We start from the raw sequence: 25,473 nt of genomic DNA, 5'->3' as shown, positions 1-25,473 counted from the left end.
AGAATACAAGTCAATGAAAAATCGTCAAGCGCTATCTAGCTGGAAGTTTCTTACTCAACATGCCGTTGAGATGAAATCTAAACATCTCAATAATTTATTTGCCGCAGATAATCAGCGCTTTGATAAATTCTCAATCAAACTTCCAAACATGTTGTTTGATTATTCGAAAAACCTCGTTACCGACGAAACCATGGCTGGGCTGATTAATTTAGCCAAAGAATGTGAAGTTGAAAGCTGGCGCGAGCGTATGCTTAGCGGCGAGAAAATCAATCAAACCGAACAACGTGCGGTATTGCACACAGCACTTCGCGATCGCAGCGGTAAAGATTTAATCGTCGATGGCGAAAACGTTACCGAAACCATCAATGCCGAATTGGCAAAAATGGAAGAATTTGTGCGTAAAGTGCGTCAAGGCGAGTGGAAAGGTTACAGCGGTAAGCGCATTACCGATGTGGTAAATATTGGTGTCGGCGGTTCAAACCTAGGGCCGCAAATGGTGACTGAAGCACTTAAACATCACAACGATAGCACGGTAGATGTCCATTACATTTCAAATGTCGATGGCGCGCAAATTGCCGAAGTATTACGTCCACTGAATCCTGAAAACGTACTCTTTATTGTATCGAGTAAAACATTTACCACCACAGAGACCATTACTAACGCCAAAACGGCTCGCGCTTGGTTAACTTCATCTTCGTTTGATGACGAAGCAGTGAAGCATCACTTTGTGGCGGTAACATCGAATCTAGAAAACGCCACTAATTTCGGTATTCATCCCGATAACCTATTCTCGATGTGGGATTGGGTTGGTGGTCGTTTCTCACTATGGTCAGCGATTGGTTTACCGATTGCGTTGGATATGGGCTTTGAGAAATTTATGCAATTACTCGAAGGCGCCCATGAAATGGATCAGCATTTTATTGATACGCCACTAGAGCAAAACACGCCTGTTATTCTCGCCTTAATCAGCTTGTGGAATACCACCTTCCTCGGTTGCCAGTCACAAGCGATTTTACCTTATGATCAAACTCTGCACATGCTGGCGGCTTATTTGCAACAAGCAGAAATGGAGTCAAACGGTAAGTCGGTAAGTTGGACGGGGGAAGATATTGAATATCAAACCGTACCTTCAATTTGGGGCGGTGTCGGTATCAACGGTCAGCATGCGTTTTATCAGTATTTACACCAAAGCAAAAACGTTATTCCAGCAGACTTTATCGGTTCAATTGAAAGTACTACACCGGTGAAAGGACATCATGAAACATTAATGAGTAACTTCTTTGCACAAACAGAAGCATTAATGTGTGGTGTGAATGAGCAACAAGTTCGCGAAGATTTAAAAGCAAAAGGGCGTACTCAAGCCTATATCGATAAGCTTGCACCACATAAGGTGCATCAAGGTAACCGACCTACTAATACTATTTTGCTTGATCGTATCGACCCACAAAGCATGGGCGCATTGATTGCGCTGTATGAACACAAGATCTTCGTTCAAGGTATTATTTTACAGATTTGTTCGTTTGATCAGTGGGGCGTTGAATTAGGTAAAGGTTTAGCGGTGAAGATTCAAGATGAGCTAGCGCAAGATGGCACTGTTGGCGAGCACGACTCATCAACTACCAACCTGATTAACTATTACAAAGAGATGCGTTACGGCAAGTAGCGAGGAGAGCTGTTAAAATAAAAACGCCGCCCATTTCGTGTTGAAATGGGCGGCGTTTTTTATAGAAAATATTATTCTTCGATTGGCTGTTGTAAGGTTAGCATGGAGCATAAGGTGGCGTATTGCTGCTGATCGAGGGGGTCGAACTTAATGATTGAGTTACGCATTGTCGAGCTAACGATGGTACTTTCTATTTCGACTCGCTGCTCTTTATTATCGAATAAGCTGACGCGAACACGCCGATTCTTTATTTCGTTAAAGTCCGTATTAACCTTGATGCCCCCTAAATTGATTTCATATTCATCGCAAAACTCTGGTACACCTTGCTCTGTATAGATGATCGCTTCAATGTGATCCTCATTCTTAACAGCTACACGAACACCTTCACGACGACACTCTAATTCTGGCATAGTATTCTCCGATAGTTTGTTCAATGGTAAATTCCTTGTCTGATTGATTTGTTAATAGTAGACAAGATTTAAAAAAACAGCGGAGATATTGCGACATTTCGGTAATTTTTTGCGTTTTTTTTAGGCGACTTGGACGATTGAGTTCAAAGATTAACATCGCAGGCTGGTAACAATTTGGGGTAAGTGATAGATTGTGGAAAATTTGCGACCGTAAATCGCAGTATAATTATTAGAGTATAAAAAAGAATGAGTCTAACCACACGTCAAGCTAGCGCTACTCAAGATAGCCTACTGCGGGTATTTACTGTACCCGAAGATAAGGAATCGACGTTAAGTAGAATTGAGCAAGAGATCTCGGAAAACCTAGAGGGTTTTCTGCAATCTCATATCGTTGCGGTTGAAAAAGATTTGGCTGAAGTTGAAAAAGACTTTGCCGATGCATCAATCCCTAATGATCCTATTTTCGTTTCTCAGCAAGCAGACTTTTTATTAGAAAAATTGGTGGCTCATTCTGTTCATACGGCTTCGCCCAGTTTTGTTGGCCATATGACCTCGGCACTGCCTTATTTTATGCTGCCGTTGTCGAAGATTATGATTGCCCTTAATCAAAATCTTGTTAAAACCGAAACGTCAAAATCCTTTACTCCGCTTGAGCGCCAAGTCATCGGTATGCTGCATCGACTCGTTTATAATAGCGACGATGGTTTTTATGACACCTATATGCATGATCAAAACTATGCCTTAGGGGCGTTTTGTTCTGGCGGAACTGTAGCCAACATTACCGCTTTATGGGCTGCGCGTAACAATGCTTTTGCGCCAACAGAAAACTTTGCTGGCATCCAAAAAACAGGTTTATTAGGCGCACTATTACATTACGGTTATCGCGGCGCTGCGATTTTAGTCAGTGAACGCGGCCATTATTCATTAAAGAAAACAGCTGATGTTTTGGGACTTGGGATGGATAATATCGTTGCCGTACCGACCAATGACAATAATCAAATCTGTTTAACTTCGCTTAAAGAAAAGTGTCAGCAACTTACCGATAACAAGATAAAAATCTTGGCCTTAGTTGGCGTTGCTGGAACGACAGAAACAGGCACTGTTGATCCTCTCAATGAAATGGCGGATATTGCAGCGCAATACGACTGTCACTTCCACGTTGACGGCGCTTGGGGCGCACCAACGCTGTTCTCGAAGAAATACGCACCATTATTGTCCGGCATTGAACGAGCAGACTCTGTGACTATCGACGCCCATAAACAGCTTTATGTGCCTATGGGCGCTGGTATTGTTGTATTTAAGTCGCCAGATGTTCTCAGTGGCGTCGAACACCACGCAAACTACATTATTCGTAAGGGCTCGAAAGATTTAGGTAGTAAAACCCTTGAAGGCTCACGTCCTGGCATGGCAATGTTAGTGCATTCTGGGCTTAAGATCTTAGGTCGCAGCGGTTATGAATTGTTGATTGAAGAGGGAATTAACAAGACGCATCGCTTTGCCGATATGATTAAAGCTCACGGTGAGTTTGAGCTGTGTAATGAGCCAACATTAAATATTCTGACTTATCGCTATTGTCCGGCTTGGGTGCAAGAGCATTTGAAAACTTGCTCAGAAGAATCACGCGTAGCCATTAATGATTTGCTTAATCGCTTCACTAAATACCTGCAAAAAATTCAACGTGGGCACGGTAAGGCATTCGTTTCTCGTACTAAATTAACCCCGTCATATTATCAATATCAATCGATTATTGTATTTCGAGTGGTGTTAGCCAACCCGTTAACCAGCAATGAAATTCTAAGTGATATTTTATCGGAACAAGTAGTGTTGGCGAACAATGAAAACGAACATACCTTTATGGCGCAGTTGAGAGCACTAGTTGAAGGTGATAAGTAATTTATCGACATGAGAAAAGAGGTTGCCGCGGCAACCTCTTTTTTTATTTATTCGCCAATCCCATCCGTGATGGATCTATTGCTGAACTTGGTAGTTTTTGTTGTTGCGCGAGGTGATGCTGATAAATCACCGCGTACGCTAAAACGTTTTTAACGTAAGAGCGGGTTTCACGATAAGGAATGGTTTCTACCCACTGATCTTGCGCTAACTCCTCTTTTACCCAATGTTTCACGCGGTGTGGACCTGCGTTATACGCTGCCGCTGCTACCGCTAGATTATTGTCAAAGCGCGCTAGCATGGCGCTTAAATAGGCTGTGCCTAATTTGATATTGAGCTGTGGTTCATGCAACTGCTTGCGTGAGTAATAAAGCACACCGTCTTTCTTAGCTTGTAACTTAGCCGTGCCAGGTAGTAATTGCATTAAGCCACGAGCGCCCGCACTTGAAGTGGCGTCTTTTAAAAATGCACTTTCTTGGCGAGCGATGGCAAGTGGCCAGCTTAGCGTCATGTCTTGCTTTTTGGCCTGTGTTTGAAAGTCGCCTTTATGGGGCATAGGAAAACGCAAGTTAAGGTCATTTCGCTGCTCGGTCATCGTCAATGTAATGATGGCGCGGTTGTGCCATTGCCAATCATGAGCGATGTGAGCGGCGGCGATACGTTGTTCTTCGGAAAGTGGCTTAACGAGTTGATACCACTCTCGGCGTGCGGGTAAGTCATCACCTAATAAATAGAATTCTTTGGCGCGTTGTAAATAGTCGTTTTTATTTAAGTCGTCGATAATACGTTGATCTTTGTTGAGCGCTTGATGATTTAAACTGTAATTAATGCCAAGTTTGTCACTGGCGAGAAAACCGTAATAGCGACGTTTTTTGGCGATTTCTTGATAAAGCGCATTCGCACGCTGGGTATTGCCCATGTTTTCTAGGGATGAAGCGTACCAATATTGCCACTCTATTGGCGCATCTTTTTGACGATAGTGTTTGCTGTAAAGTGCCGCAATTAATGGCCATTGGCTGTCGCCGACAAGGTGCCGTAATATTTGCTCTTGTTTCGATGCATTGAGCAATGCCCAATCAATATGCGTTAAGGCCGTTTCTGCTGATTCTTTGTCTTTAAGCATGGCTCTTAGTGCGATGTTATTAATGAGCTGCGCACGTACTTTCTCAGTAAAGCCAATATGATTTTTTATCTTACCGATTAAGGTCATCGCTTTAGCAATATCGCGATAAGTCAGGCGCTCGATGGCGATTCTCATTGCGACATTGGCGAAATGACCGCGCTTTTTCCAATAGTGAGAATTAGAAACCATTTGCGGTTTGTTATAGAGCTTTTTCCAGTAAAGGTAAGTTTTTTTATCTTTAGCATTTAGGGACTTGGCAAGGTATTTGGCTAAGCGCCCTTGACGCTTTTCAAGCGTTAACTCGATGCGCTGCATCGTGAGAGCGCTGGTTTGTTTTCCCGCTTTTTGCCAGCGTTTGATAATGAAATCACATTGCTTAGGTAAGGAGGTACCCGAGAGCCAAATGGATTCGACTTGGAATAGTGCTTTTGACTGCTGTTTTGATTTATAGAGAGCGGTTAACTGCATACACTGGTAGCTGGTTTTATCACCGGGGCGATAAAGGGCAATTACGTCTTGCCATTGTTTACGTTTAAATTTCTTACGTAACGCCAGCACCCTTAAACTGTGCTTAAACGGCAGCTTTTTATAAGTATTAAGAAAGCCTTCTATGTCTTTTACAGAGCGTTTTTCGAGATTGCGTTTAAACAGTGATAGCTGCAAATAAGGATAGAGTGGATAGTCTTTGAGGTCATCGATTTGCTTACGCAACGATTGTGGTACTGTTTTTCGGGCTGAAAGCTTATCGAGCTGTAATCGCGCGTCATCGAACTGTTGGCGCTGTGTTTCTATGGTGTCAGCTGCGTGTGCCGATGTTGTCATTGCTAGCGAACAAGAGAAAATGGCTAGCCGGAATAATCGGGAAAACATGAGTATGTCCTAAAATTGATTAACGTCCTACCGTGGAATTCACATCATGGCAGGTTTTGCTTAAAACGCTAGTATTGGCGCGTGATCTTATGGTCTAACCTCTCTGTTAATTGGGTTGTCGAGGGAAATCAAGGTTTCCGTTGATTGAATTTCTGTAATGGCTTGGATTTTATCGATGAGTACGCGTTGTAAATGATCGATTGATTTGGCCATAATCTTCACAAAAATATTGTAATGCCCCGTGGTGTAATAGGCTTCTAACACTTCTTCTATCTCGTTGAGCTTGGCAATTGTTGGTTTGTAATCGCCCGCCGTCTTTAGGTTAATACCGATAAAACAACACACATCATAACCCAGTGCTTTCTCATTGAGCTCGACCTTGGTGCGAGCAATGATCCCTGCTTGGCGCATCTTCTCAATGCGAACATGAACCGTTGCTGGACTAACTGCGAGTTTTTTTCCGAGTTCGGCATAGGGCGTTCGCGCATTTTTCTTGAGTGCATTAAGGATATTTTTATCTAAATTATCGATTTGATATTGTTTGTTCATAAAAAGACTCTTTAATTAGATAATATTCAGTAAAAGTGTGCTTATGGTAAACGAATTTGGTTTATTTCAATAATTATATTTTGAATGCTTGTTAATTTGCTTGATTTACTAGATTATCAACGCATGTTTTAAGCGGGCCTTGCTCGTGAGTGTTATTCGATTAGCTGTATTCAAATATTTGAGGTTGGCAAAAGAACAACTCAGCACCTAGAAACCTGGCGGTTTTCTAGGTGCTTTTTTTTGCTCTTTTTTAGTTAATTAATGCTTTCTCGCTTCACGAGCGGAGATTTGTAGTGGGGTAACGCGATCAACAATCGCCTGTTTTTGTTGATTGGTTGACGAAGACCAGCCAATAATTTCGTCAAGCGTGCGAAAGCACCCTTGGCATATTTCTTCATCGTCGAGTTTGCAGTTGGCAATACAGGGCGAGCGTACACTGTGATCCATAAATGTCTCTTAATAATTCACGTAAAATAGCGTGATTAACATCGGTTAAATCATTCTAGAAAACCGCTGCCAGTTGTGTCAAATCGCTAGTCAATGCTATATTGCTGCAAATAAAATCAATTGCTGTAATTGCTAAATAACAACGTGAATAACAAAGATATTTTAAATTCCTTCCACTCTCACCTAACTGATAGCGATCAAACCGTTAATATGGGGCGCGATTTAGCCCTGTGCATGACTGGTGCTACGACTATTTTTCTCCACGGCGATTTAGGAGCCGGCAAAACAACCTTTACCCGCGGTTTTGTGCAAGCCCTTGGTCATCAAGGTAATGTTAAGAGTCCTACTTATACGCTAGTTGAGCCTTATGAAGTGGCTGATTGGAAAATCTATCACTTTGATCTTTATCGCCTAGCCGATCCCGAAGAACTCGAATTTATGGGAATTCGCGATTACTTTACTGACAACAGCCTGTGTTTAATCGAATGGCCACAGCGTGGTTTTGGCATGCTGCCACAAGCAGATATTGAATTGTCATTAACCTATGTCGATAACGAACGTGAAATTAATTTTAGTGCTAATACAGACAATGGTAGCGCTGTGCTAGAAGCGTTAAAACAACGGAGAGCCTAACATTTTGAGAATCGCGCTGTTTTTAATTGCACTGTGTTTTTCCTTAACCGCCGCCGCAGCTAATAAGCTACAAGATGTGCGGGTTTGGCCATCGCCGGATAAATTTCGGGTGGTGTTTGATCTCAGTGAAAAACCACAGTTTACCCATTTCAATCTCACCAATGGCCATCGGTTGGTGATTGATTTTAAAAGTACATCGTTAAAAACAGATCTCAAAAAGTTAAAAATTAAAAGCGATTTAGTGACGCGTATTCGTACCAGTCGCCCGCCAAAGAAAGGCATGTTGCGTTTGGTGATCGACTTAAAACGCGGCATAAAACCGCGTATTTTCTCACTGCCACCTACTGGTCCTTATGGCGATCGCCTAGTTGTCGATTTACCAAAAAAAGTCGTCGCTAAAACTCCTGCCAAAAAAACAACAACCGTTGTTAAAACCAGTAGTGATAAGTCAAAGCAAACTCGAGATATCGTGATTGCGATTGATGCAGGTCATGGCGGTGAAGATCCTGGCTCTATTGGCGCTAGCGGTCGTTATGAGAAAACAGTTACTTTGGCCATTTCAAAAATGCTGGCTAAACGGCTTAACGACACTAAAGGCGTTAAAGCTGTCTTGACGCGAACAGGGGATTATTACGTTGGTTTAAATAAACGCTCTGCCATCGCGCGCAAAGCATCGTCAGATTTATTATTATCGATTCACGCCGATGCTTTTACATCACGTAAGCCAAATGGGGCTTCAGTGCTCGTACTGTCCAACAAGCGTGCCGATACCGAAGTGGGTCGAGTGCTTGAGGATAACGAACGTCACTCTGAATTGCTTGGTGGTGTTGGCGAAATTATTGAATCAAATGAAAACAGCAAATATCTCGCTCGTACCCTTATCGATATGTCGATGGAGCACGCCAAAGTTGAAAGCTACAGCATAGCATCAGATATTTTACATAATTTTAGCCCTGTAACTCGGTTACATCAGCGCAAGCCTGTATTAGCCAGTCTTGCGGTATTGAAATCGCCTGATTTCCCATCGTTGTTGATTGAAACGGGGTTTATTTCAAACGTCAAAGATGAGAAGAACTTATTTAGCACTAGCCACCGCAAAAAGTTAGTTAATGCTATTTACAACGCGGTAATCGATTACTTCAAAGAAAAAGCCCCTGAGGGGACCTATTTTGCAAACTATCGACCGAAAAAGCACACCGTAGTGCGCGGTGATTCGTTATCGATGCTTGCTAAGCGTTATAAAACCTCGGTGGCAAAAATTAAGAAACACAATGGGATGCGTTCGAATGTCTTGCGTATCGGCCAAGTGTTAAAGATCCCGCAAAGTTAATATGGCTATCGAATTATTATCGCCGCGATTGGCGAACCAAATTGCCGCTGGTGAAGTGGTTGAACGTCCAGCATCTGTCGTTAAAGAGCTGGTTGAAAACTCCCTCGATGCTGGCGCGACGCAAATTAATATCGATATCGAAAAAGGCGGTAGTAAGTTAATTCGCATTCGCGATAATGGCTGCGGCGTTGAAAAATCACAACTGACCTTGGCACTCTCGCGCCATGCAACCAGTAAAATATCTCACCTTGACGATCTGCATTCTATTGTTTCTTTAGGCTTTCGCGGCGAGGCTTTAGCGAGTATTAGTTCGGTCAGTCGTTTGACTTTCACCTCAAAGACGAGCGAGCAAAACGAGGCGTGGCAAGCCTTTGCCCAAGGGCGTGAAATGGGGGTCGAAATAACACCCGCAGCGCATCCAACAGGCACTAGCGTCGAAGTTGGGGATTTGTTTTTTAATACGCCAGCTCGTCGCCGTTTTTTACGCACCGAGAAAACCGAATTTAATCACATCGATGAATTAATAAAGCGCTTTGCGCTAAGTCGTTTCGATGTCGAGTTTGTGCTTAAACACAATCAGAAAATGCTGCGTAATCTAAAGGTGGCTAAAACGACGGCGCAGCAAGAGCGCCGAGTGGCGGCTATCTGCGGCAATCGCTTTATCGATAATGCCATTGCCATCGACAATGATCACAACGATATAAAAATCTCTGGCTGGCTGGGGTTGCCAGCGGCATGTCGCACGACTAACGATACGCAGTTTTGTTATGTGAATGGCCGTATGATGCGCGATAAGCTAATCAATCATGCGATTAGACAAGCTTATCAAGATTATTTACCGGAAGGTGCAGTGCCGAGCTATGTGCTGTATATCGAGCTCGACCCGACTCAAGTAGATGTTAATGTGCATCCGGCAAAACACGAAGTACGTTTTCATCAGTCGCGCATGATCCACGATTTAATTGCGCAAGTGTTAGCCAGTGGTTTATCACAGGCGATGAGCGCGCCGCAGCTAGATGCACAAGCGCAAGGTAGCGCTCCTGTGGTTAATCCCCAAACGCCTGCTCATCAATATACACCAGCGCCTACAAGCAGCTATTCTGCAGCACCTGTGTCATTTGATGATTTAACTGAGCCTGCACCAAGAAGCTCGTCGCAACCGCAGCAGATGCCTCAATACCAGCCACAGTATCAATCGCAATATCAGCCCCAATATGAGCGAGAGCATAGCGCCCGTGATATTCGCCAAGGGGCTGGCGCTTATCAAAATTTAATGAATGATAGTGCGAAAATTGAGACGCCTTTCCCTAATACCTTTTCTCATGTCGACAACAACCCGCAGCAAGCGCAGAAGCTGCCCCTAAAGAGCGCTGCTTTTGGGGAGTTACTCGACGTAGTCGAAGACAATTATCTGTTGGTAAAAGGTGAGGCAGGCTTTGAGTTGGTTAATTTACCCGTACTAGCGCGTTGGATTGAAAGCCGTTATCTGCAGGAAAAATGGCAGCAAGGCTTCACGTCACAGCCTCTATTATTACCAGTATCTATCAAACTCGATAGCTCACTTCTCGACCAGTTGGAAAATCATCAACAACTTTTCCGCCGCTTAGGGATTGATATTAATCTGCGTCGTCCCCAAATCATTGTCAAACAGGTGCCGTCGCAATTGAGAAACCAAGATATTGCCCAATTAATTCCACAGCTTTTGGAATTACTCGATAAGCAGCAATATCTGCCAAGCGATGAGTTAACACCATTAATTTGCGATTGGTTGGCGAGTGTAAGCTCCGTCAGCTTTGATCTTAACAGCGTAAATACCCTGTTAAGTAAAGGTAATGAGTTTAGCGATGAGCTGATTGAATTACGCGATAAATTTGTGGCAAAGCTCGATTTTACAAGCACCATTAATACCTTAACCAATAGCGAATAATTGTTAATGAGCAATAGCGAACAAACACTGCCTAAAGCCATTTTCTTAATGGGACCAACGGCCAGTGGTAAAACCGAATTGGCGATTCGCTTAAGCGAACAACACAACTGTGAAATTATTTCGGTTGATTCGGCGCTTATTTACAAAGGGTTTGATATTGGTAGTGCTAAACCCAATGCGCAAGAGCAGGCGCGAGCGCCGCATGCGTTAATCGATATTCTCGATCCTAGTGTGCCTTATTCTGCTGCCGATTTTCGTAAAGATGCCTTGGCATTAATGCACGACATTACAGCGCGAGGCAAAACGCCGCTATTGGTTGGTGGCACCATGATGTATTTTAAAGCCTTGCTTGACGGTTTATCGCCGTTACCGAAGGCTGATCCTAAAATTCGTCAAGAAATAGAAGCCCAGGCCGATAAATATGGTTGGCAGTGGTTGCACGATCAACTCAAAGAGGTCGATCCTGTTGCCGCCGAGCGCATACATCCAAATGACCCACAGCGCTTGTCGCGGGCATTAGAGGTTTATCGCATTAGCGGAAAGTCTATGACGCAATTGACACAAACAGTTGATAATGATTTGCCATTTGATATTGTACAATTTGCTATTTATCCTCCAGAGCGATCGCAATTGCACGAAAGGATCGAACTTCGCTATAAGCAAATGCTTAAACAAGGCTTTGAGCAAGAAGTGAGAGACTTATACAATCGCGGTGACTTACATGTTGATATGCCATCGATTCGCTGTGTTGGCTATCGCCAGATGTGGGACTACATAGACGGCAATATAGATTATGATGAAATGGTCTATCGCGGAATAGTCGCAACGCGTCAATTAGCTAAACGTCAGATGACTTGGCTGCGCGGATGGGATAAGCTTATTAAGTTACAAACGCCGATGGGCGAAAACGCCGAACAAACATTGGCGTTAAACATGAAACTGGTAGTAGATTCGTTGAACTAATTGTAAGAAAAAACTCTGAAGTATTGAGTTTTAGATTGGTTTATTAAGAATAATAACATTATAAATTACAACAACATTGAAAAGGATTAGCTATGGCTAAGGGACAATCATTACAAGACCCATTTCTTAATGCACTTCGCCGTGAACGCTGCCCAGTAGCGATTTACTTGGTAAATGGCATTAAACTTCAAGGTCAAATTGAATCATTCGATCAATTTGTCATTTTATTGCGCAATACGGTAAGCCAAATGGTTTACAAGCACGCTATTTCAACTGTTGTGCCTGCACGACCGTTTAATGCGCATCAGCAAGCTCAATCTGACGAGTCAGCTGAGAACACAGAAAACTAAGGAAACATTTTTGTTTGATCGTTTTGAGACCGGCGAAAAGGCGGTCCTTGTTCATATAGATTTTTCATCAGAAGACGATCGCGAAGACTTAGAAGAATTAGAACTGCTCGTATCCTCTGCAGGGGTTGAAACCTGCGGCGCCGTTACGGGCAGTCGTCAATTTCCGCAAGCTAAGTTTTTCGTCGGCAGTGGTAAGGCTCAAGAAATTGCAGATACCGTGGCGGCATTAAAGGCCGACGTCGTTATTTTCAATCACGCGTTAACTCCTTCCCAAGAGCGAAACCTCGAGGCATTGTGTCAATGTCGCGTGTTAGATCGCACCTCGCTTATTCTCGATATCTTTGCTCAACGCGCACGTACCCATGAAGGTAAACTGCAAGTTGAATTGGCACAGCTGCGTCATATTTCTACCCGACTTATTCGCGGTTGGACTCACTTGGAGCGCCAAAAAGGTGGTATAGGTTTACGTGGTCCTGGTGAAACGCAGCTTGAAACCGATAGACGTTTATTACGCGGTCGGATCAAGAATATTTTGGCTCGTTTAGATAAGGTGTCTAAGCAGCGTGAGCAGGGCCGACGCTCTAGAGCTCGCGCTGAAGTGCCAACAGTTTCGCTAGTGGGTTACACCAATGCTGGTAAATCGACTTTGTTTAACCGCATTACTGAAGCATCGGTATACGCGGCAGACCAGTTATTTGCGACGCTAGACCCTACGTTGAGAAAGATTGATATCGAAGATGTTGGCGATGTGATCCTCGCCGATACGGTAGGGTTTATTAGGCATTTGCCACATGATTTAGTAGCGGCGTTTCAAGCGACATTGCAAGAAACGCAAGAGGCGGATTTACTATTACATGTAATTGATGTTGCCGATCCTAGAAAACTAGATAATATAGAGCAAGTTACTAGTGTTCTGTCGCAAATTGACGCCGACGAAATCCCACAATTATTGGTCTGTAATAAAATTGACGCGTTAGAGGAGCCGTTAACGCCGCGTATTGATCGCGACGATGAAGGCGTGCCAATTCGAGTGTGGATTTCAGCCCAACGCGATTTAGGTATGGAGTTGTTGTCGCAAGCCTTGTCTGAATTATTGGCGGGAAAGATTGTCCAACAAACGCTGCAGTTGCCTGCTCAAGTGGCTGGTAAATACAAAGGTATGTTTTACAAGTCAGATTTTGTGGTCAGTGAAGACTATGATGAAATGGGCAACACGATATTGACAGTGCGACTACCACTCGTTGATTGGAATAAGCTGTTAAAACGAACAGAAAAAGAGTTGTTACAATATGTCGACGGTCCTGTCCCCGACAGTGATACTCTAGAAGAATAAAACGCTGTAAGATAAATAATATTACGGCAAATTTAAGATTTACTTTTAATTATTGGAGCGATTATGGCCTGGAATGAGCCTGGAAATAAGGACAAAGATCCTTGGGGCAATAAAGGTGGCAAAGATCAAGGGCCACCAGATCTTGGTGATGTTTTTGGTGATTTAAACAAAAAGTTTGGTGGCATGTTTGGTGGTAAATCATCAAATAATGGCACAGGCGGCGGTTTATCTGGCGCTGGCCTGATGCTTATCTTAGCGTTGGCAGCAGTAGTTTGGGGCGTTAGTGGTTTCTACACTATTAAAGAAGCAGAGCGCGGTGTTGTTTTGCGCTTTGGTGAAGTTGTTGGTCAAGTTGACCCTGGCTTAAAGTGGAAACCAACCTTTGTTGATACAGTAATCCCGGTAGATATTGAAGCGATTCGTTCGTTACCTGCAGCGGGTTTCATGTTAACACAAGACGAAAACGTAGTACGTGTTGAGATGGACGTACAATACCGCGTGACTAATCCTGAGCAGTATTTATTTAGTGCCGTTGATCCTGCTAACTCGTTAAGCCACGCCACAGACAGTGCTTTGCGCTATGTTGTTGGTCATACAACAATGGATGACTTATTAACTACCGGCCGTGAGCTGGTACGTCAGCAGACAGAAGTTGAGCTTAAAAAGATTATTGAAAGCTATAACTTAGGTTTCGCGATTGTCGACGTTAACTTCCTTCCAGCGCGTCCGCCTGAAGAAGTAAAAGGTTCTTTTGATGATGCAATCGCAGCACAAGAAGATGAAGAGCGTTACATCCGTGAAGCTGAAGCCTATGCATTGAGTATTGAGCCACAAGCGCGTGGTCAGGTACGTCGTCTAGAGCAGCAAGCTAAAGCTTATAAAGAGCAGCAAATTTTAGCTGCGAAAGGTGAAGTAGCACGTTTTGAGAAACTGCTTCCTGCGTATCAAAACGCTAAAGAAGTAACTCGTGAGCGTATTTACCTTGAGACTATCGAGGAAGTTTACGGCAACACTAACAAGGTGATGGTTGATGTAGACGGCGGTAATAACATGATGTACTTACCATTGGATCAAATCCTTAAGCAGCACAAGGTGCCAGCGCCAAAACGCTCTATGGTAGATAATGTTGTTGTGCCTAAAACCACTACTTCAACAGTTAATGACTCTCAGCGTGGTTACTCGCGCGATGTATCACGCCAAGGGAGAAACTAAGTCATGGTTCGTATCATTGTTATCTTATTAACGGCGGCAGTGCTTTTTGCTTACTCTTCGCTGTATGTTATTTACGAAGGTCAGCGCGGTATTATCGTGCGTTTCTCGGCGGTGTTAAAAGACGCCAACGATCAAACTATGGTGGTAAAACCTGGTTTGCATATGAAGTTGCCGCTTGTTGATTCAGTACGTGTGCTAGATGCGCGTATTCAAACCCTTGACGGTGAGCCAGATCGTTTCGTTACTTCTGAAAAGAAAGATTTGATCGTTGATTCATACGTGAAATGGCGCATTAAAGACTTCGCTACTTACTACCTACGTACAGGCGGTGGTAACAAATTCAACGCAGAAAACATCTTGAAGCAAAAAATCAGTGATGGCCTACGTAGCTCATTCGGTACTCGTACTATTTCACAAATCGTATCTGGTGAGCGTAGCGAGCTAATGGACGAAGCGCTGAAAGAAGCTGCGGAAAAAGCAACAGATATTGGCGTTGAATTAGTTGATATGCGCGTTAAGCAAATTGAACTACCACAAGCGGTTCGTAGCAGCATTTACCAACGTATGCGTGCAGAGCGTTTAGCGGTAGCTAAAGAGCACCGTTCGAAAGGTAAAGAGCAATCAGAGATTATTCGTGCAGACATCGATGCTAAAGTGGCGATTATGCTAGCGAATGCTGATTCAGCAGCGCGTATTACTCGCGGTGAAGGTGATGCAGAGGCAGCTGATATTTACGCCAACGCCTATGGTAAAGATCCAGAATTCTTTAGCTTCCTGCGTTCGATGGATGCTTATAAGAAATCTTTCGGAAACTCTTCTGATGTCATGGTAGTGAAACCAGACAACGATTTCTTCAAATACATGAAAAATCCAAACGCTAAATAGTACCTTACCGCGTTGATTTATATGATGAAAGAACCCAGCCAAGTGCTGGGTTCTTTGTTTTTGATCAATTCTACTACCAAGGCTTAATGGCATAATAGCGTTAGATTGCTATGCTTGCCTCCTTTTTATATGGCGTAGTCTCTTGTTGTTTTTTGGTACGTCTATTTGGAGATAAAATGGACTTTTCTAAACTAAGTGTTAAAACCAGATTACTTGTTGGTTTTGGTATTCCCGCCGTCTTTATGATTGCTATCGCTATTTACTCCGCCAATAAAATGGCCTCTCTTTCCTATATGACAGACAAGCTCTACAAGCATCCTTTTGCGGTGAGTACGGCAGTGTTAAAAATCGAAGTTGGTGTTACGGCGATGCATCGCTCTATGAAAGATGTGGTACTGGCTAAAGGTGATGAGCAACGTCGTAGTGCGATGACGGCGTTAGATAAATCAGAAAAGAAAGTATTTGCTCAATTTGATTTATTACAGGAGCGATTTTTAGGTGATAAATCGAAAATCGAAGAAGTTAAGCAACTTATTGTCCAATGGAAGCCTATTCGCGATAAGGTGATTGAGCTTGTCGCCAATGGCGATCGCGTTGCCGCAGCCAACATCACCAAATACGAAGGTAAAGAGCACGTTAACAAGATTAATCAACGCCTACTGTATCTTGAAGAGTTTGCTTTTAAAAAGGCTGCTGAATTTGTCGATAATGCTCATGACGAGTTAGTGAGCACGGAAATCGGTTTTGGCGTATTTGTAGCATTTACCTTGATATTAGTAACTGCTGGTGGGTTAATAATAACCCGCAGTATTACCTTACCTTTAGGCGGCGAGCCTGCCCGTTTAAGTGAAATCTCTAATGCTATTGCCGATGGCGACTTAACTTCACGTTTTACTGACAAGAAACGCTCAGGTATTTATTTGGCAATGTCACAAATGCAGGAGCGCCTCAATAGCTTATTGAGCGATGTGTTCTTTGCGACGAAGTCGCTAGAAGAGCAAGCACAACAGGTAGCGACGATTTCTCAACAAACGAGTACCACTATTGACGCAGAGCGCCATCAGACGGAACTAGTAGCTTCGGCAATTACCGAAATGAGTGCTAATGTCGAAGGCGTTGTTCGATCAGCCCAAGACACGGCAGCTGCAGCGCAGCAAATGTCTGATGAGGCCATGAATGGTCAGGAAGTGGTGGCAAAGACTGTCGACTCGATTATGACGATGCAGCAGCAAGTTGATAGCACTACGGCGAGTATCCGCGAATTAGTAAATTACAGTAACGACATTGGCGCAGTGGTTGATGTCATCAAAGGTATTTCAGAGCAAACGAATCTTTTGGCATTAAATGCCGCCATTGAAGCGGCGCGAGCAGGTGAACAGGGGAGAGGTTTTGCGGTGGTTGCCGATGAGGTGCGCCAATTAGCACAGCGCACGAATGATTCGACCCAAGATATTCAAAATATGATTACTAAGTTGCAAGTCAATGCTGAAGAGTCAGCTGTGCAAATGGAAAAAACGCTTTCATTGGCAGGGGATACGTCAGCCAATGCGCAAAATACTGACCAAGTGCTCAATAGTATTATCGATGGTATTCAGCGCATTAATGATATGAACGCAGAAATGGCAGAGGCTATTTCTCAGCAATCTGATGTTGCCAATGAAATCGAATTTAGTATTACGAAAATAAGTGATATGTCGAGTGAGACATCTTCTGGCGCGGCGAATTCATTAAGTGCTAGTCAACAAGTCTTGGAGTTGGTATATCAACTTAATTCTTCGGTCTCGACCTTTAAATTAAAAAGCTAATAAAAATAGATAGTTAAATTTACGCTCTAACAAGGGTTTTTCAAGGGATACTAGCCCTTGAAAAACTTGTGAATTGATCCGCCGATAAAAGTGAAGTATTTGCTAGATCTGGCGAAAAAATCTGTTAGAATTCCGCTTTAATTTCCAACCGTGAACAAAACAATGGCAAATAATGTAGTTGTGCTCGGCACCCAATGGGGCGACGAGGGTAAAGGTAAGATTGTTGATCTTTTAACTGATAGCGCTAAGTACGCAGTACGTTATCAAGGTGGTCACAATGCAGGTCACACGCTAGTAATCGATGGTGAAAAAACGGTTCTTCACCTTATCCCATCGGGTATTTTACGCGACAACTTAATGAGCATTATCGGTAATGGGGTGGTGTTATCACCAGAAGCATTACTAAAAGAAATGCAAATGTTAGAAGAGCGCGGCGTACCAGTTCGCGATCGTCTACGCATCAGTGAAGCTTGTCCACTTATCCTTCCTTACCACATCGCATTAGACCAAGCGCGTGAAATCGCTCGTGGTAACAAAGCTATTGGTACAACTGGTCGTGGTATTGGTCCTGCCTACGAAGATAAAGTATCTCGCCGCGGTTTACGTGTCGGCGATTTATTCGATAAAGAAACCTTCGCAGCCAAGTTAAAAGAAGTGATGGAATACCACAACTTCATGCTGACTACTTACTACAAAGTTGACGCTGTTGACTACGATAAGACATTAGAAGATGCGCTTAAAGTAGCTGATATGCTGAAATCTATGGTTGTTGATGTGACTGAACTACTTGATGAAGCGCGTAAAAACGGCGACAAGATTATGTTCGAAGGTGCTCAAGGTACTTTACTAGACATCGATCACGGTACTTACCCATACGTAACGTCTTCAAACACGACTGCTGGTGGTGTTGCTACTGGTGCTGGTTTCGGTCCACGTCACATCGATTACGTATTAGGTATCATCAAAGCTTACACTACTCGTGTTGGTTCTGGCCCTTTCCCAACTGAACTTGATTGTGAAGTTGGTCAACACCTAGGTGTTAAAGGTCACGAGTTTGGTGCGACTACTGGTCGTAAACGCCGTACTGGTTGGTTAGACGCTGTTGCAATGCGCCGCGCTATCCAAATCAACTCTATCTCTGGTCTATGTCTAACTAAATTAGACGTATTAGACGGTTTAGAAGAGTTAAAAATCTGTACTGGTTACAAACTAGAAGATGGCACAGTATCAAACATCCCGCCAATGGCTGCTGATGATTTCGAGAAGGTGACACCTGTATACGAAAGCATGCCGGGTTGGTCTGATAACACATTCGGTGTTCAAAAGCGTGAAGAGTTGCCACAAGCAGCACTTGATTACATCGCTCGCATCGAAGAGTTATTAGAAGTTCCTGTAGATATCATTTCAACAGGTCCTGATCGCGTTGAGACTATCACGCTGGTTAACCCATTCGCATAATAGGTTAACTCTGCTTTAAAGGCCTCGCTCTCGCGGGGCTTTTTTGTTTTTCCTGACATTTTTTCGACTGCTATAACGATAAATTGGTGCCCTAGTTAAGCTATTGGGGCATTGTAATGGCTAGTCATTGCCGAAAATATCCTATCTCTTGTTTTGTCATTGCTTGCAATGAAGAAGATCGTATTGAGCGCTGTCTTGCATCATTAGCGGGCTGGGTTGATGAGCTGATTGTTTTAGACTCAGGCTCTACAGATAACACAGTTGAAATTGCCAAGCGTTATGCCACCGTCCATCAAACTGACTGGCCGGGTTATGGGCAGCAGCGCAATCGAGCTTTAAAGCGATGTCAGCATGATTGGGTGTTAAACATTGACGCCGATGAAGTGATGTCTAACGACCTCAAAAATGAGGTCGATGAAGTGTTGTCTCAGCGAGATATTGACGTCAATGTTATCCAATTTAAATGGTATACCTATTTCTTTGGTAAACCGCTCAAGTTTGGGCGCTACGCCTCACCACAAGGTAAGTTATTTTTAAAAACTGGCGCGTCTTTTAAAAATCGCCAAGTACACGAAACCTTATTACTCCCCAATAAAAGGTCGTTAACGCTGCGTCATGGTCTTGCTCATTACAGTTGGCGCAATTATCAACACGTGCAAGAAAAACACCTCAAATATGCCTGTTTGTTAGCAAAAGAGAAGCACGACAAAGGAAAGACCGCGTCTATGCCCTATGCGTGTTTACGCTTCTTTACTGATTTTATTCAGCAATACTTGCTGCGCCTTGGCTTTCTTGATGGCTGGCGCGGTCTAATGATGGCCATCGTTCTTGGCCAATATGCCTTTCATAAATACGCAGCACTCGCTGAGTTCAATTCCCCAGGAGAAACTAAATGACTTCAAATGTAGCCATTAGTGCTTTCGTAATCACCAAGAACGAAGAGGCGCATATCGCCAAGGTTGTTGCGGCATTGAGCTGCTTTGATGAGGTGATAGTGGTGGATTCTGGCAGTAGTGATGACACTGTGCGTATCGCTCAAGAAAATGGTGCGCGAGTCATCCATCAAGATTGGCTTGGATACGCCAAGCAAAAAGATTTCGCGATGCGTCAATGTAAACATGAGTGGGTGATAAATATTGACGGTGATGAGGTGCTGAGCCAGCGTAATATCGATGAGATTTACCACATCATTAATCAAGACAGTGCCGATGCCATTCGCCTTCACTTTGACGACTTATTGTGGGGACGCTCAATGGCAAAGTCATCTCGTAAACGCTCGATCATTAGGGCATTTAAGCGATCGTTCGCCAATTATCCTATTAAACGCCTTGTTCATGAGAATCTCGTTTTGAAAAAGGGCACACGTGTGAAATCGGTTACATCGCTAGTGACTCACTATGGGTACAACTCGACTGAGATGCTAGCCAATAAATTCAATTGCTACTCGTCATTAAAGGCGCAAGAGAAGCACAATGCAGCTAAGTCGCCGTCAATGCTCAAACTGGTATTGGTTTACCCGCTGAGCTTTATTAAAAGCTATCTCCTGCGCAAGATGTTTATGTCGGGCGTGCGTGGTCTTATTACCGCACATTTAGAAGCGACTTATGCCTTTTTAAAAGAAGCAAAACTGTTTGAATTAAGTAAGGACGCATCTCGCTAATGAAAATCCTTCACGTTCTTAATAGTAAAATATCATTACCTGCACGTGGTTATGGCGGCACCGAACGGGTGGTTTGGTCGTTAGCTAAAGCACAAATCGCAGCAGGACATCAGGTGCAGTTTTTGTGGGGGCAAGCGCCTCACTTACCTAGCAACGCCCGTGTTATTGATAGCAAATTGCCTTTAGAAGAACAAATAGGATCATGGCCTGATATTGTGCATTTTCACTGCCCATTTGCCGGTGAACTTAACACTCCTTATGTATCTACTGAGCATGGCAATGCGCGTGGCAAGCGTGAGTATGGAGTAAATACGATATTTTTGAGTCAAAAGCATGCCCAAAATCATCACGCAGAGTGCTATGTTTACAATGGCTTAGATTGGCAAGAGTATGGCGAGCCAAAATTTAGCGCGCCAAAGGACTATTTTCATTTTCTGGGCAAGGCGAGCTGGCCAATAAAAAATCTGTCGGGGACAATCGATATTGCCAGAGCCAGTGATGTAAAACTCAATGTGTTGGGAGGAAGCCGAGTTAATTTTAGCCGCCAGTTCTATTGCTACCTCGATCGCCGTTTGTCATTTGCAGGTATGGTCGGTGGCGAGCGTAAGAATCAGCTTATCAAACACTCGCAAGGCCTTATTTTTCCTGTGCGCTGGCATGAGCCATTTGGCCTGGCGATTATAGAATCGCTTTATTTAGGCACGCCGGTGTTTTCGACACCTTATGGTGCCTTGCCTGAAATTATTACCGAAGTAGAGACCGGTCTGCTTTCTTCAGATTATCAAGAGCTGCAACAAGCAATCGCCAATGTCAGCCATTTTAACCGCAACACTTGCCATGAAGTGGCGGTGACTCAGTTTAGTCATCATAGAATGGCGCAAGGCTACCAAGTTTGCTATGAGAGAGTGTTGGCGGGAGAGGCCCTAAATAAATCAGCACCCTTTAGCGACCAAAATTACCACCAATTGTTACCTGTTTCTTCATAATTTAAATCTGCTTGTTTTTTGTGCTAAATCATGGCGCTAACCAACTAATTTATGGCAATGTAATATGACACTATGACAGTTCGCCATAAAAGTGTCATATGCAGTTTATACAATCGCGTTATAAGTTGTTGAAGGCAGATTAAAAATGGAAAATCGCACTATTGAAAAAGAGCTGAGTTGGCTCTCGTTTAATCACCGTGTATTGCAAGAAGCGCAAGACGAGAATGTTCCTTTATTAGAGCGCTTTCGTTTCTTGGGGATATATTCTAGCAACATGGACGAGTTTTATCGGGTGCGTGTTGCTAATGTTAGACGTCAAGTGTTACTCAGTCAGGATGCTAGCCATAAGCAAAAGGCCCTCAAGCTGTTCGATGATATTCAATCTAAGGTAATTGCATCGCAGCGAGAGTTTGATGCCACCTATATCGATTTACTGCGAGAGCTCGACGATAACGACATCCACCTTATCAACGAAACACAGGTCAACGAAGAGCAAGGTCAATGGTTGCGAGAGTACTATCGCAATAAATTGCGCCGTCATATCTTTCCGCTCCTCATTAACAACAAAACCAAACTCAGTGACAACATTAACGATGATTGTACTTATTTAATGGTGGAGATGAGTGGTTTGCATCCTGCGCAATACGCCTTGGTGGAAGTGCCGAGTAGCAATGTGCCGCGCTTTGTTGAATTGCCACACGACAAAGGCGATGGCCATAAATACATTATGCTATTAGACAATATCATCCGTTATTGTTTGGTCGATATTTTCTCAGGCTTTTTCGAATTTGACCGCATCAGTGCCTATTCGATGAAGCTAACCCGCGATGCCACTCTCGATCTAAAACAAGAATTTAGCCAAAGCCTCTATGAACAAATGAGCTCGGGGTTAAAGCGTCGTTTAAACGCCGTGCCAGTGCGTTTGGTGTACGATCACAAAATGCCACAATCGATGCTCGATACTCTGATTGAGCACTTAGAGATTAGCGATCGCCAAGGGCTGATTTCCGGCGGCCGATACCACAGCTTTAAAGACTTTATTGAGTTTCCAAGCATGGGCCGAAAATCGCTGGAGTTCAAAAAGATCCCAGCCCTCGATCATCAACATTTCAATCAATACAACAACGCCTTTAGTGCTATCGCCGAGCGCGATATCTTGCTGTATTACCCATATCACAAGTTTTCCTATTTTACCGAATTGTTGCGTCAAGCGGCGTTTGATCCCAAGGTGCAAAGCATCCAGATCTGCCTCTATCGAGTGGCTAAAAAATCCCGCGTCATTTCGGCCCTTACCGAAGCGGTAAAAAATGGCAAACAAGTTAAGGTTAATATTGAGCTGCAAGCGCGCTTTGATGAGGAAGCAAATCTGATGTGGGCTGAAAAACTCACCAATGCAGGGGCCGAAGTGAGCTATGGCATTAGCGGCCTCAAGGTTCACGCTAAGATATGTTTGATAAGTCGTCTCGAAGGTAATCAGCTCAAATATTATGGACACTATGGTACCGGTAATTTCAATGAGAAAAACGCCAAGATATACACCGATTTTAGTTTGTTTAGCTGTCACCCAAAGCTAACCCGCGAGCTGGTTAAGGTGTTTAATTTCATTGAACGACCTTATCAGCAATCATCGTTTCACCATCTCACGGTATCGCCAATAAATGCCCGCCAGCGATTGAACGAGCTAATAAATCAAGAAATTAGTGCCGCCACCGAAGGGCGCAAAAATGGCATTATTCTCAAGGTTAATAACTTGGTTGATAAGCGCCTGATTGCCAAGCTCTATGAAGCTAATAATGCCGGCGTCAAAATTCAGCTCATTGTGCGCGGTATATGTTCCCTTGAAACTGGCGTGGAGGGACAGAGTGAAAACATTAGTGCGATTAGTATTGTCGATCGCTATTTAGAGCACCCGCGAGTGCTTATCTGCGAAAACGATGGCGATCCAAAAGTCTTTATTTCTTCGGCTGACTGGATGGCTCGTAATATCGACCGCCGCGTCGAAGTGGGCTGTCCTGTTTATTGTCCTGAGGTGAAACAGACCATTATCGATATCATTAACATTCAGCTACAAGACAATGTTAAAGCGCGTTTGATCAACAAAGAACAAACCAATCCTTATCAGATTCATCCGCAAGATATTGGCCAACAAACACAGGCGCAAATGGCAATCGCGCAATACCTTGCTAAACAGCAACGACAACTCGTCAAAGATGCAATCGACGAAGAATTAGAACAGGTTAACGCAGAGAAAGAATCGCAACTTGAGGTGATTACCCATGAGTGATAACAACCATTTTGTCGCTATCGACATAGGTTCAAACAGTTTTCAAATGATTATTGCTAAGGAGCAGGCGGGGAAAATTGTGATTGTCGAACGTCAAAAACAGCGCATTAATTTGGCGTTGGGGCTCGATGAAAATAATCACTTATCCGAGCTTGCGATTGAGCGCGCTGTTGCTTGTCTTAAAGAATTTTCGCAGGCGTTTTCGAGATTGCCGCAATCACGAGTGCGCATTGTCGCGACGCACAGCGTACGCAAAGCGGTTAATCGCGATGACTTTATCAAAGCGGCGTTTAAGGTGCTGCCATATCCGATTGAAGTAATTGACGGCGTGACTGAAGCGCAGCTAATTTTTCAGGGCATTGCACACACACAAGCTATTGTTGAGCGCACTTTCATTGTCGATATTGGCGGTGGCAGCACCGAGTTTATTGTTGGTCGTCACTTTGAACCGACGTTAACAGCCAGCCTTGAGATTGGTTCGAGCCACTTGCGTAAATTGTGTTTTAGCGATGGTGAAATCACAAACAAAGCCTTTAAAAAGGCGAGTGAATTAGTGAACAATCAATTGGTAAGCATTGCCGAGCGCTATCAGAAGTTTGGCTGGAAACATGTGCTTGGTACCTCAGGTTCAATAAAGATTGTTAGCCAAGTCATCGCGCATCTGTATCAAAGCGAAACCATCACATTAAAGCTACTCAATAAGTTAAAAAAGCAATTGATTGAATGGCAACGGATTGATGATATTGATCTGCCAATGTTCGATCCCGAGAAAACGCGATTGCTGCCAACGGCGGTTTGTATTCTGCAAAATATCTTCAAGACATTTGGCGTCAATAGCATGGATTATTGTTCATCGGCATTGCGGGAAGGTGTGCTCTATGGCCTGAGTGAAGCGACGTTTGATAGCGATATTCGTCGTCAAACACTGGATAACATGACCAAGCTTTATCACACCGATGTGGCCTATAGTCGCCGGGTGATTAATCAGCTCACTAACTTTGTTGAGCAGCTTCCTGAAAGCGAAGCCCTTAGCGATGAGGAATATGCTTGTTTAACATGGGCGGCGCAGCTGCATGAAATTGGTTTGGCAATAAACTCTAAGAAGCGCCAATGTCACAGTGCTTATATTATTGAGCACAGTGAGATGCTGGGGTTTAATGATTATGAGAAGACGATGATCCGCGGCTTGGTGCGTTATCACCGCGGTAAAATCAAATCAGATCCTCTACTTAATGAACTCGACCAAACACGTTTTTTAACACTGCTCAGTCTGTTTAGACTAGCGATCATTTGTACTAAAGGTCGTTTGAACAGTGCGCCTATTCCCTTAAAGGTTATTGTCGACGATGAGCACTTTATTGTCGGCGAGGTGCCGCCGAGTTTGAGTGGTAGCAATGGTTTGATCAGCGATTTACATCAAGAGAAACTGCGTTTACACAACGCTGGTGTTACTTTAAATTTGCGCTGCGAGACGCTGCACCAAGCATAAAAACTATGTTACTTAGTGCAGAGCTACCAGTGCGAAGTTATGAGGCGTTGCTTAGTCATCACGCTGGCCAACTTCGTCCCATTGAGTGACATCGATGTGGTTAACGAGGTAGATAAAGTCACTGACGCGCTCTATTGATGTTTTCATATAATTCAACATGATTACTCTCCTTGGTGTGTGCTTTGACAATTTCAATGTATCTTCGG

At 43.6% G+C, this 25,473-nt stretch carries 21 protein-coding genes; 17 read left to right on the top strand and 4 right to left on the bottom strand.

What is annotated here, in order from left to right; all coding sequences use genetic code 11:
- Window positions 1–13: 13 nt before the first annotated feature.
- Complete coding sequence (pgi, locus tag MHM98_RS04095) at window positions 14–1,663, top strand: glucose-6-phosphate isomerase (RefSeq protein ID WP_239437982.1); 1,650 nt, start codon at window positions 14–16, stop codon at window positions 1,661–1,663.
- A gap of 71 nt (window positions 1,664–1,734) precedes the next feature.
- Here the strand turns inward: pgi and MHM98_RS04090 are convergent, their stop codons facing one another.
- A complete protein-coding gene (locus tag MHM98_RS04090) occupies window positions 1,735–2,097 on the bottom strand; it encodes a hypothetical protein (protein WP_239437981.1) in 363 nt (120 codons plus the stop codon).
- Between the two features lie 222 nt (window positions 2,098–2,319).
- On the opposite strand from MHM98_RS04090, the gene panP reads away from it, so the two are divergent.
- Window positions 2,320–3,966, top strand: coding sequence for a pyridoxal-dependent aspartate 1-decarboxylase PanP (gene panP / locus MHM98_RS04085; RefSeq protein ID WP_239437980.1), 1,647 nt, complete (start codon window positions 2,320–2,322; stop codon window positions 3,964–3,966).
- A gap of 43 nt (window positions 3,967–4,009) precedes the next feature.
- On the opposite strand, the gene MHM98_RS04080 is transcribed toward panP, so the two are convergent.
- From MHM98_RS04080 to MHM98_RS04070, 3 genes are all read right to left on the bottom strand, one after another.
- Entirely contained in the window at window positions 4,010–5,956 is a 1,947-nt protein-coding gene (locus tag MHM98_RS04080; RefSeq protein WP_239437979.1) for a transglycosylase SLT domain-containing protein, read from the bottom strand.
- Between the two features lie 87 nt (window positions 5,957–6,043).
- Complete coding sequence (gene asnC, locus MHM98_RS04075; protein ID WP_239437978.1) at window positions 6,044–6,505, bottom strand: transcriptional regulator AsnC; 462 nt, start codon at window positions 6,503–6,505, stop codon at window positions 6,044–6,046.
- A 258-nt stretch (window positions 6,506–6,763) separates the two neighbouring features.
- On the bottom strand, window positions 6,764–6,952 hold the full coding sequence (locus MHM98_RS04070) for a DUF1289 domain-containing protein (protein WP_239437977.1): 189 nt from the start codon (window positions 6,950–6,952) through the stop codon (window positions 6,764–6,766).
- A 144-nt stretch (window positions 6,953–7,096) separates the two neighbouring features.
- Between MHM98_RS04070 and tsaE the strand changes: the two genes are divergently transcribed.
- From tsaE to MHM98_RS03995, 15 genes are all read left to right on the top strand, one after another.
- A complete protein-coding gene (gene tsaE / locus MHM98_RS04065) occupies window positions 7,097–7,585 on the top strand; it encodes a tRNA (adenosine(37)-N6)-threonylcarbamoyltransferase complex ATPase subunit type 1 TsaE (RefSeq protein WP_343229202.1) in 489 nt (162 codons plus the stop codon).
- Between the two features lie 4 nt (window positions 7,586–7,589).
- Window positions 7,590–8,915, top strand: coding sequence for an N-acetylmuramoyl-L-alanine amidase (locus tag MHM98_RS04060; protein ID WP_239437976.1), 1,326 nt, complete (start codon window positions 7,590–7,592; stop codon window positions 8,913–8,915).
- A 1-nt stretch (window position 8,916) separates the two neighbouring features.
- The gene (mutL, locus tag MHM98_RS04055) at window positions 8,917–10,842 is read left to right on the top strand and encodes a DNA mismatch repair endonuclease MutL (RefSeq protein WP_239437974.1); all 1,926 of its coding nucleotides are present in this window, start codon (window positions 8,917–8,919) and stop codon (window positions 10,840–10,842) included.
- Window positions 10,843–10,848: 6 nt separating this feature from the next.
- Window positions 10,849–11,805: a tRNA (adenosine(37)-N6)-dimethylallyltransferase MiaA gene (miaA, locus tag MHM98_RS04050; protein ID WP_239437972.1), complete on the top strand. Its 957-nt coding sequence runs from the start codon at window positions 10,849–10,851 to the stop codon at window positions 11,803–11,805.
- 92 nt (window positions 11,806–11,897) lie between these two features.
- A complete protein-coding gene (gene hfq / locus MHM98_RS04045; RefSeq protein ID WP_239437970.1) occupies window positions 11,898–12,155 on the top strand; it encodes an RNA chaperone Hfq in 258 nt (85 codons plus the stop codon).
- Window positions 12,156–12,165: 10 nt separating this feature from the next.
- Window positions 12,166–13,488: a ribosome rescue GTPase HflX gene (gene hflX / locus MHM98_RS04040; RefSeq protein WP_239437968.1), complete on the top strand. Its 1,323-nt coding sequence runs from the start codon at window positions 12,166–12,168 to the stop codon at window positions 13,486–13,488.
- Between the two features lie 63 nt (window positions 13,489–13,551).
- Window positions 13,552–14,700 carry an FtsH protease activity modulator HflK gene (hflK, locus tag MHM98_RS04035; RefSeq protein ID WP_239437967.1) on the top strand — a complete coding sequence of 383 codons (1,149 nt, stop codon included), beginning with the start codon at window positions 13,552–13,554 and terminating at the stop codon, window positions 14,698–14,700.
- 3 nt (window positions 14,701–14,703) lie between these two features.
- Window positions 14,704–15,585: a protease modulator HflC gene (gene hflC, locus MHM98_RS04030; RefSeq protein WP_239437966.1), complete on the top strand. Its 882-nt coding sequence runs from the start codon at window positions 14,704–14,706 to the stop codon at window positions 15,583–15,585.
- 176 nt (window positions 15,586–15,761) lie between these two features.
- Entirely contained in the window at window positions 15,762–17,390 is a 1,629-nt protein-coding gene (locus tag MHM98_RS04025; protein ID WP_239437965.1) for a methyl-accepting chemotaxis protein, read from the top strand.
- A 162-nt stretch (window positions 17,391–17,552) separates the two neighbouring features.
- The gene (locus MHM98_RS04020; protein WP_239437964.1) at window positions 17,553–18,848 is read left to right on the top strand and encodes an adenylosuccinate synthase; all 1,296 of its coding nucleotides are present in this window, start codon (window positions 17,553–17,555) and stop codon (window positions 18,846–18,848) included.
- Window positions 18,849–18,964: 116 nt separating this feature from the next.
- Entirely contained in the window at window positions 18,965–19,744 is a 780-nt protein-coding gene (locus MHM98_RS04015; RefSeq protein ID WP_239437963.1) for a glycosyltransferase family 2 protein, read from the top strand.
- Window positions 19,741–20,508 (top strand): glycosyltransferase family 2 protein, encoded by a 768-nt coding sequence (locus MHM98_RS04010; protein WP_239437962.1) that lies wholly within the window; start codon window positions 19,741–19,743, stop codon window positions 20,506–20,508. Before MHM98_RS04015 ends, MHM98_RS04010 begins: the two co-directional genes overlap by 4 nt.
- Window positions 20,508–21,494: a glycosyltransferase family 4 protein gene (locus MHM98_RS04005; RefSeq protein WP_239437961.1), complete on the top strand. Its 987-nt coding sequence runs from the start codon at window positions 20,508–20,510 to the stop codon at window positions 21,492–21,494. Before MHM98_RS04010 ends, MHM98_RS04005 begins: the two co-directional genes overlap by 1 nt.
- Before the next feature lie 145 nt (window positions 21,495–21,639).
- On the top strand, window positions 21,640–23,778 hold the full coding sequence (gene ppk1 / locus MHM98_RS04000) for a polyphosphate kinase 1 (RefSeq protein WP_239437960.1): 2,139 nt from the start codon (window positions 21,640–21,642) through the stop codon (window positions 23,776–23,778).
- The gene (locus tag MHM98_RS03995; protein WP_239437958.1) at window positions 23,771–25,267 is read left to right on the top strand and encodes a hypothetical protein; all 1,497 of its coding nucleotides are present in this window, start codon (window positions 23,771–23,773) and stop codon (window positions 25,265–25,267) included. The genes ppk1 and MHM98_RS03995 overlap by 8 nt, the downstream gene beginning before the upstream one ends.
- Window positions 25,268–25,473: the final 206 nt, after the last annotated feature.

It is taken from the genome of Psychrobium sp. MM17-31 (assembly GCF_022347785.1).
GTDB lineage: Bacteria > Pseudomonadota > Gammaproteobacteria > Enterobacterales > Psychrobiaceae > Psychrobium.
Note: the sequence above shows the minus strand (reverse complement) of the source record. Positions and strands in the feature narration are given on the sequence as shown.

Coding starts and splice junctions, on each gene's coding strand:
- mutL (WP_239437974.1), top strand. CDS start 8,917: ATGGCTATCGAATTATTATCGCCGCGATTGGCGAACCAAATTGCCGCT.
- MHM98_RS04070 (WP_239437977.1), bottom strand. CDS start 6,952: ATGGATCACAGTGTACGCTCGCCCTGTATTGCCAACTGCAAACTCGAC.
- MHM98_RS04010 (WP_239437962.1), top strand. CDS start 19,741: ATGACTTCAAATGTAGCCATTAGTGCTTTCGTAATCACCAAGAACGAA.
- MHM98_RS04020 (WP_239437964.1), top strand. CDS start 17,553: ATGGCAAATAATGTAGTTGTGCTCGGCACCCAATGGGGCGACGAGGGT.
- panP (WP_239437980.1), top strand. CDS start 2,320: ATGAGTCTAACCACACGTCAAGCTAGCGCTACTCAAGATAGCCTACTG.
- hflC (WP_239437966.1), top strand. CDS start 14,704: ATGGTTCGTATCATTGTTATCTTATTAACGGCGGCAGTGCTTTTTGCT.
- asnC (WP_239437978.1), bottom strand. CDS start 6,505: ATGAACAAACAATATCAAATCGATAATTTAGATAAAAATATCCTTAAT.
- hfq (WP_239437970.1), top strand. CDS start 11,898: ATGGCTAAGGGACAATCATTACAAGACCCATTTCTTAATGCACTTCGC.
- pgi (WP_239437982.1), top strand. CDS start 14: ATGAAAAATCGTCAAGCGCTATCTAGCTGGAAGTTTCTTACTCAACAT.
- ppk1 (WP_239437960.1), top strand. CDS start 21,640: ATGGAAAATCGCACTATTGAAAAAGAGCTGAGTTGGCTCTCGTTTAAT.
- MHM98_RS04005 (WP_239437961.1), top strand. CDS start 20,508: ATGAAAATCCTTCACGTTCTTAATAGTAAAATATCATTACCTGCACGT.
- miaA (WP_239437972.1), top strand. CDS start 10,849: ATGAGCAATAGCGAACAAACACTGCCTAAAGCCATTTTCTTAATGGGA.
- MHM98_RS04015 (WP_239437963.1), top strand. CDS start 18,965: ATGGCTAGTCATTGCCGAAAATATCCTATCTCTTGTTTTGTCATTGCT.
- MHM98_RS04025 (WP_239437965.1), top strand. CDS start 15,762: ATGGACTTTTCTAAACTAAGTGTTAAAACCAGATTACTTGTTGGTTTT.
- MHM98_RS03995 (WP_239437958.1), top strand. CDS start 23,771: ATGAGTGATAACAACCATTTTGTCGCTATCGACATAGGTTCAAACAGT.
- MHM98_RS04080 (WP_239437979.1), bottom strand. CDS start 5,956: ATGTTTTCCCGATTATTCCGGCTAGCCATTTTCTCTTGTTCGCTAGCA.
- hflK (WP_239437967.1), top strand. CDS start 13,552: ATGGCCTGGAATGAGCCTGGAAATAAGGACAAAGATCCTTGGGGCAAT.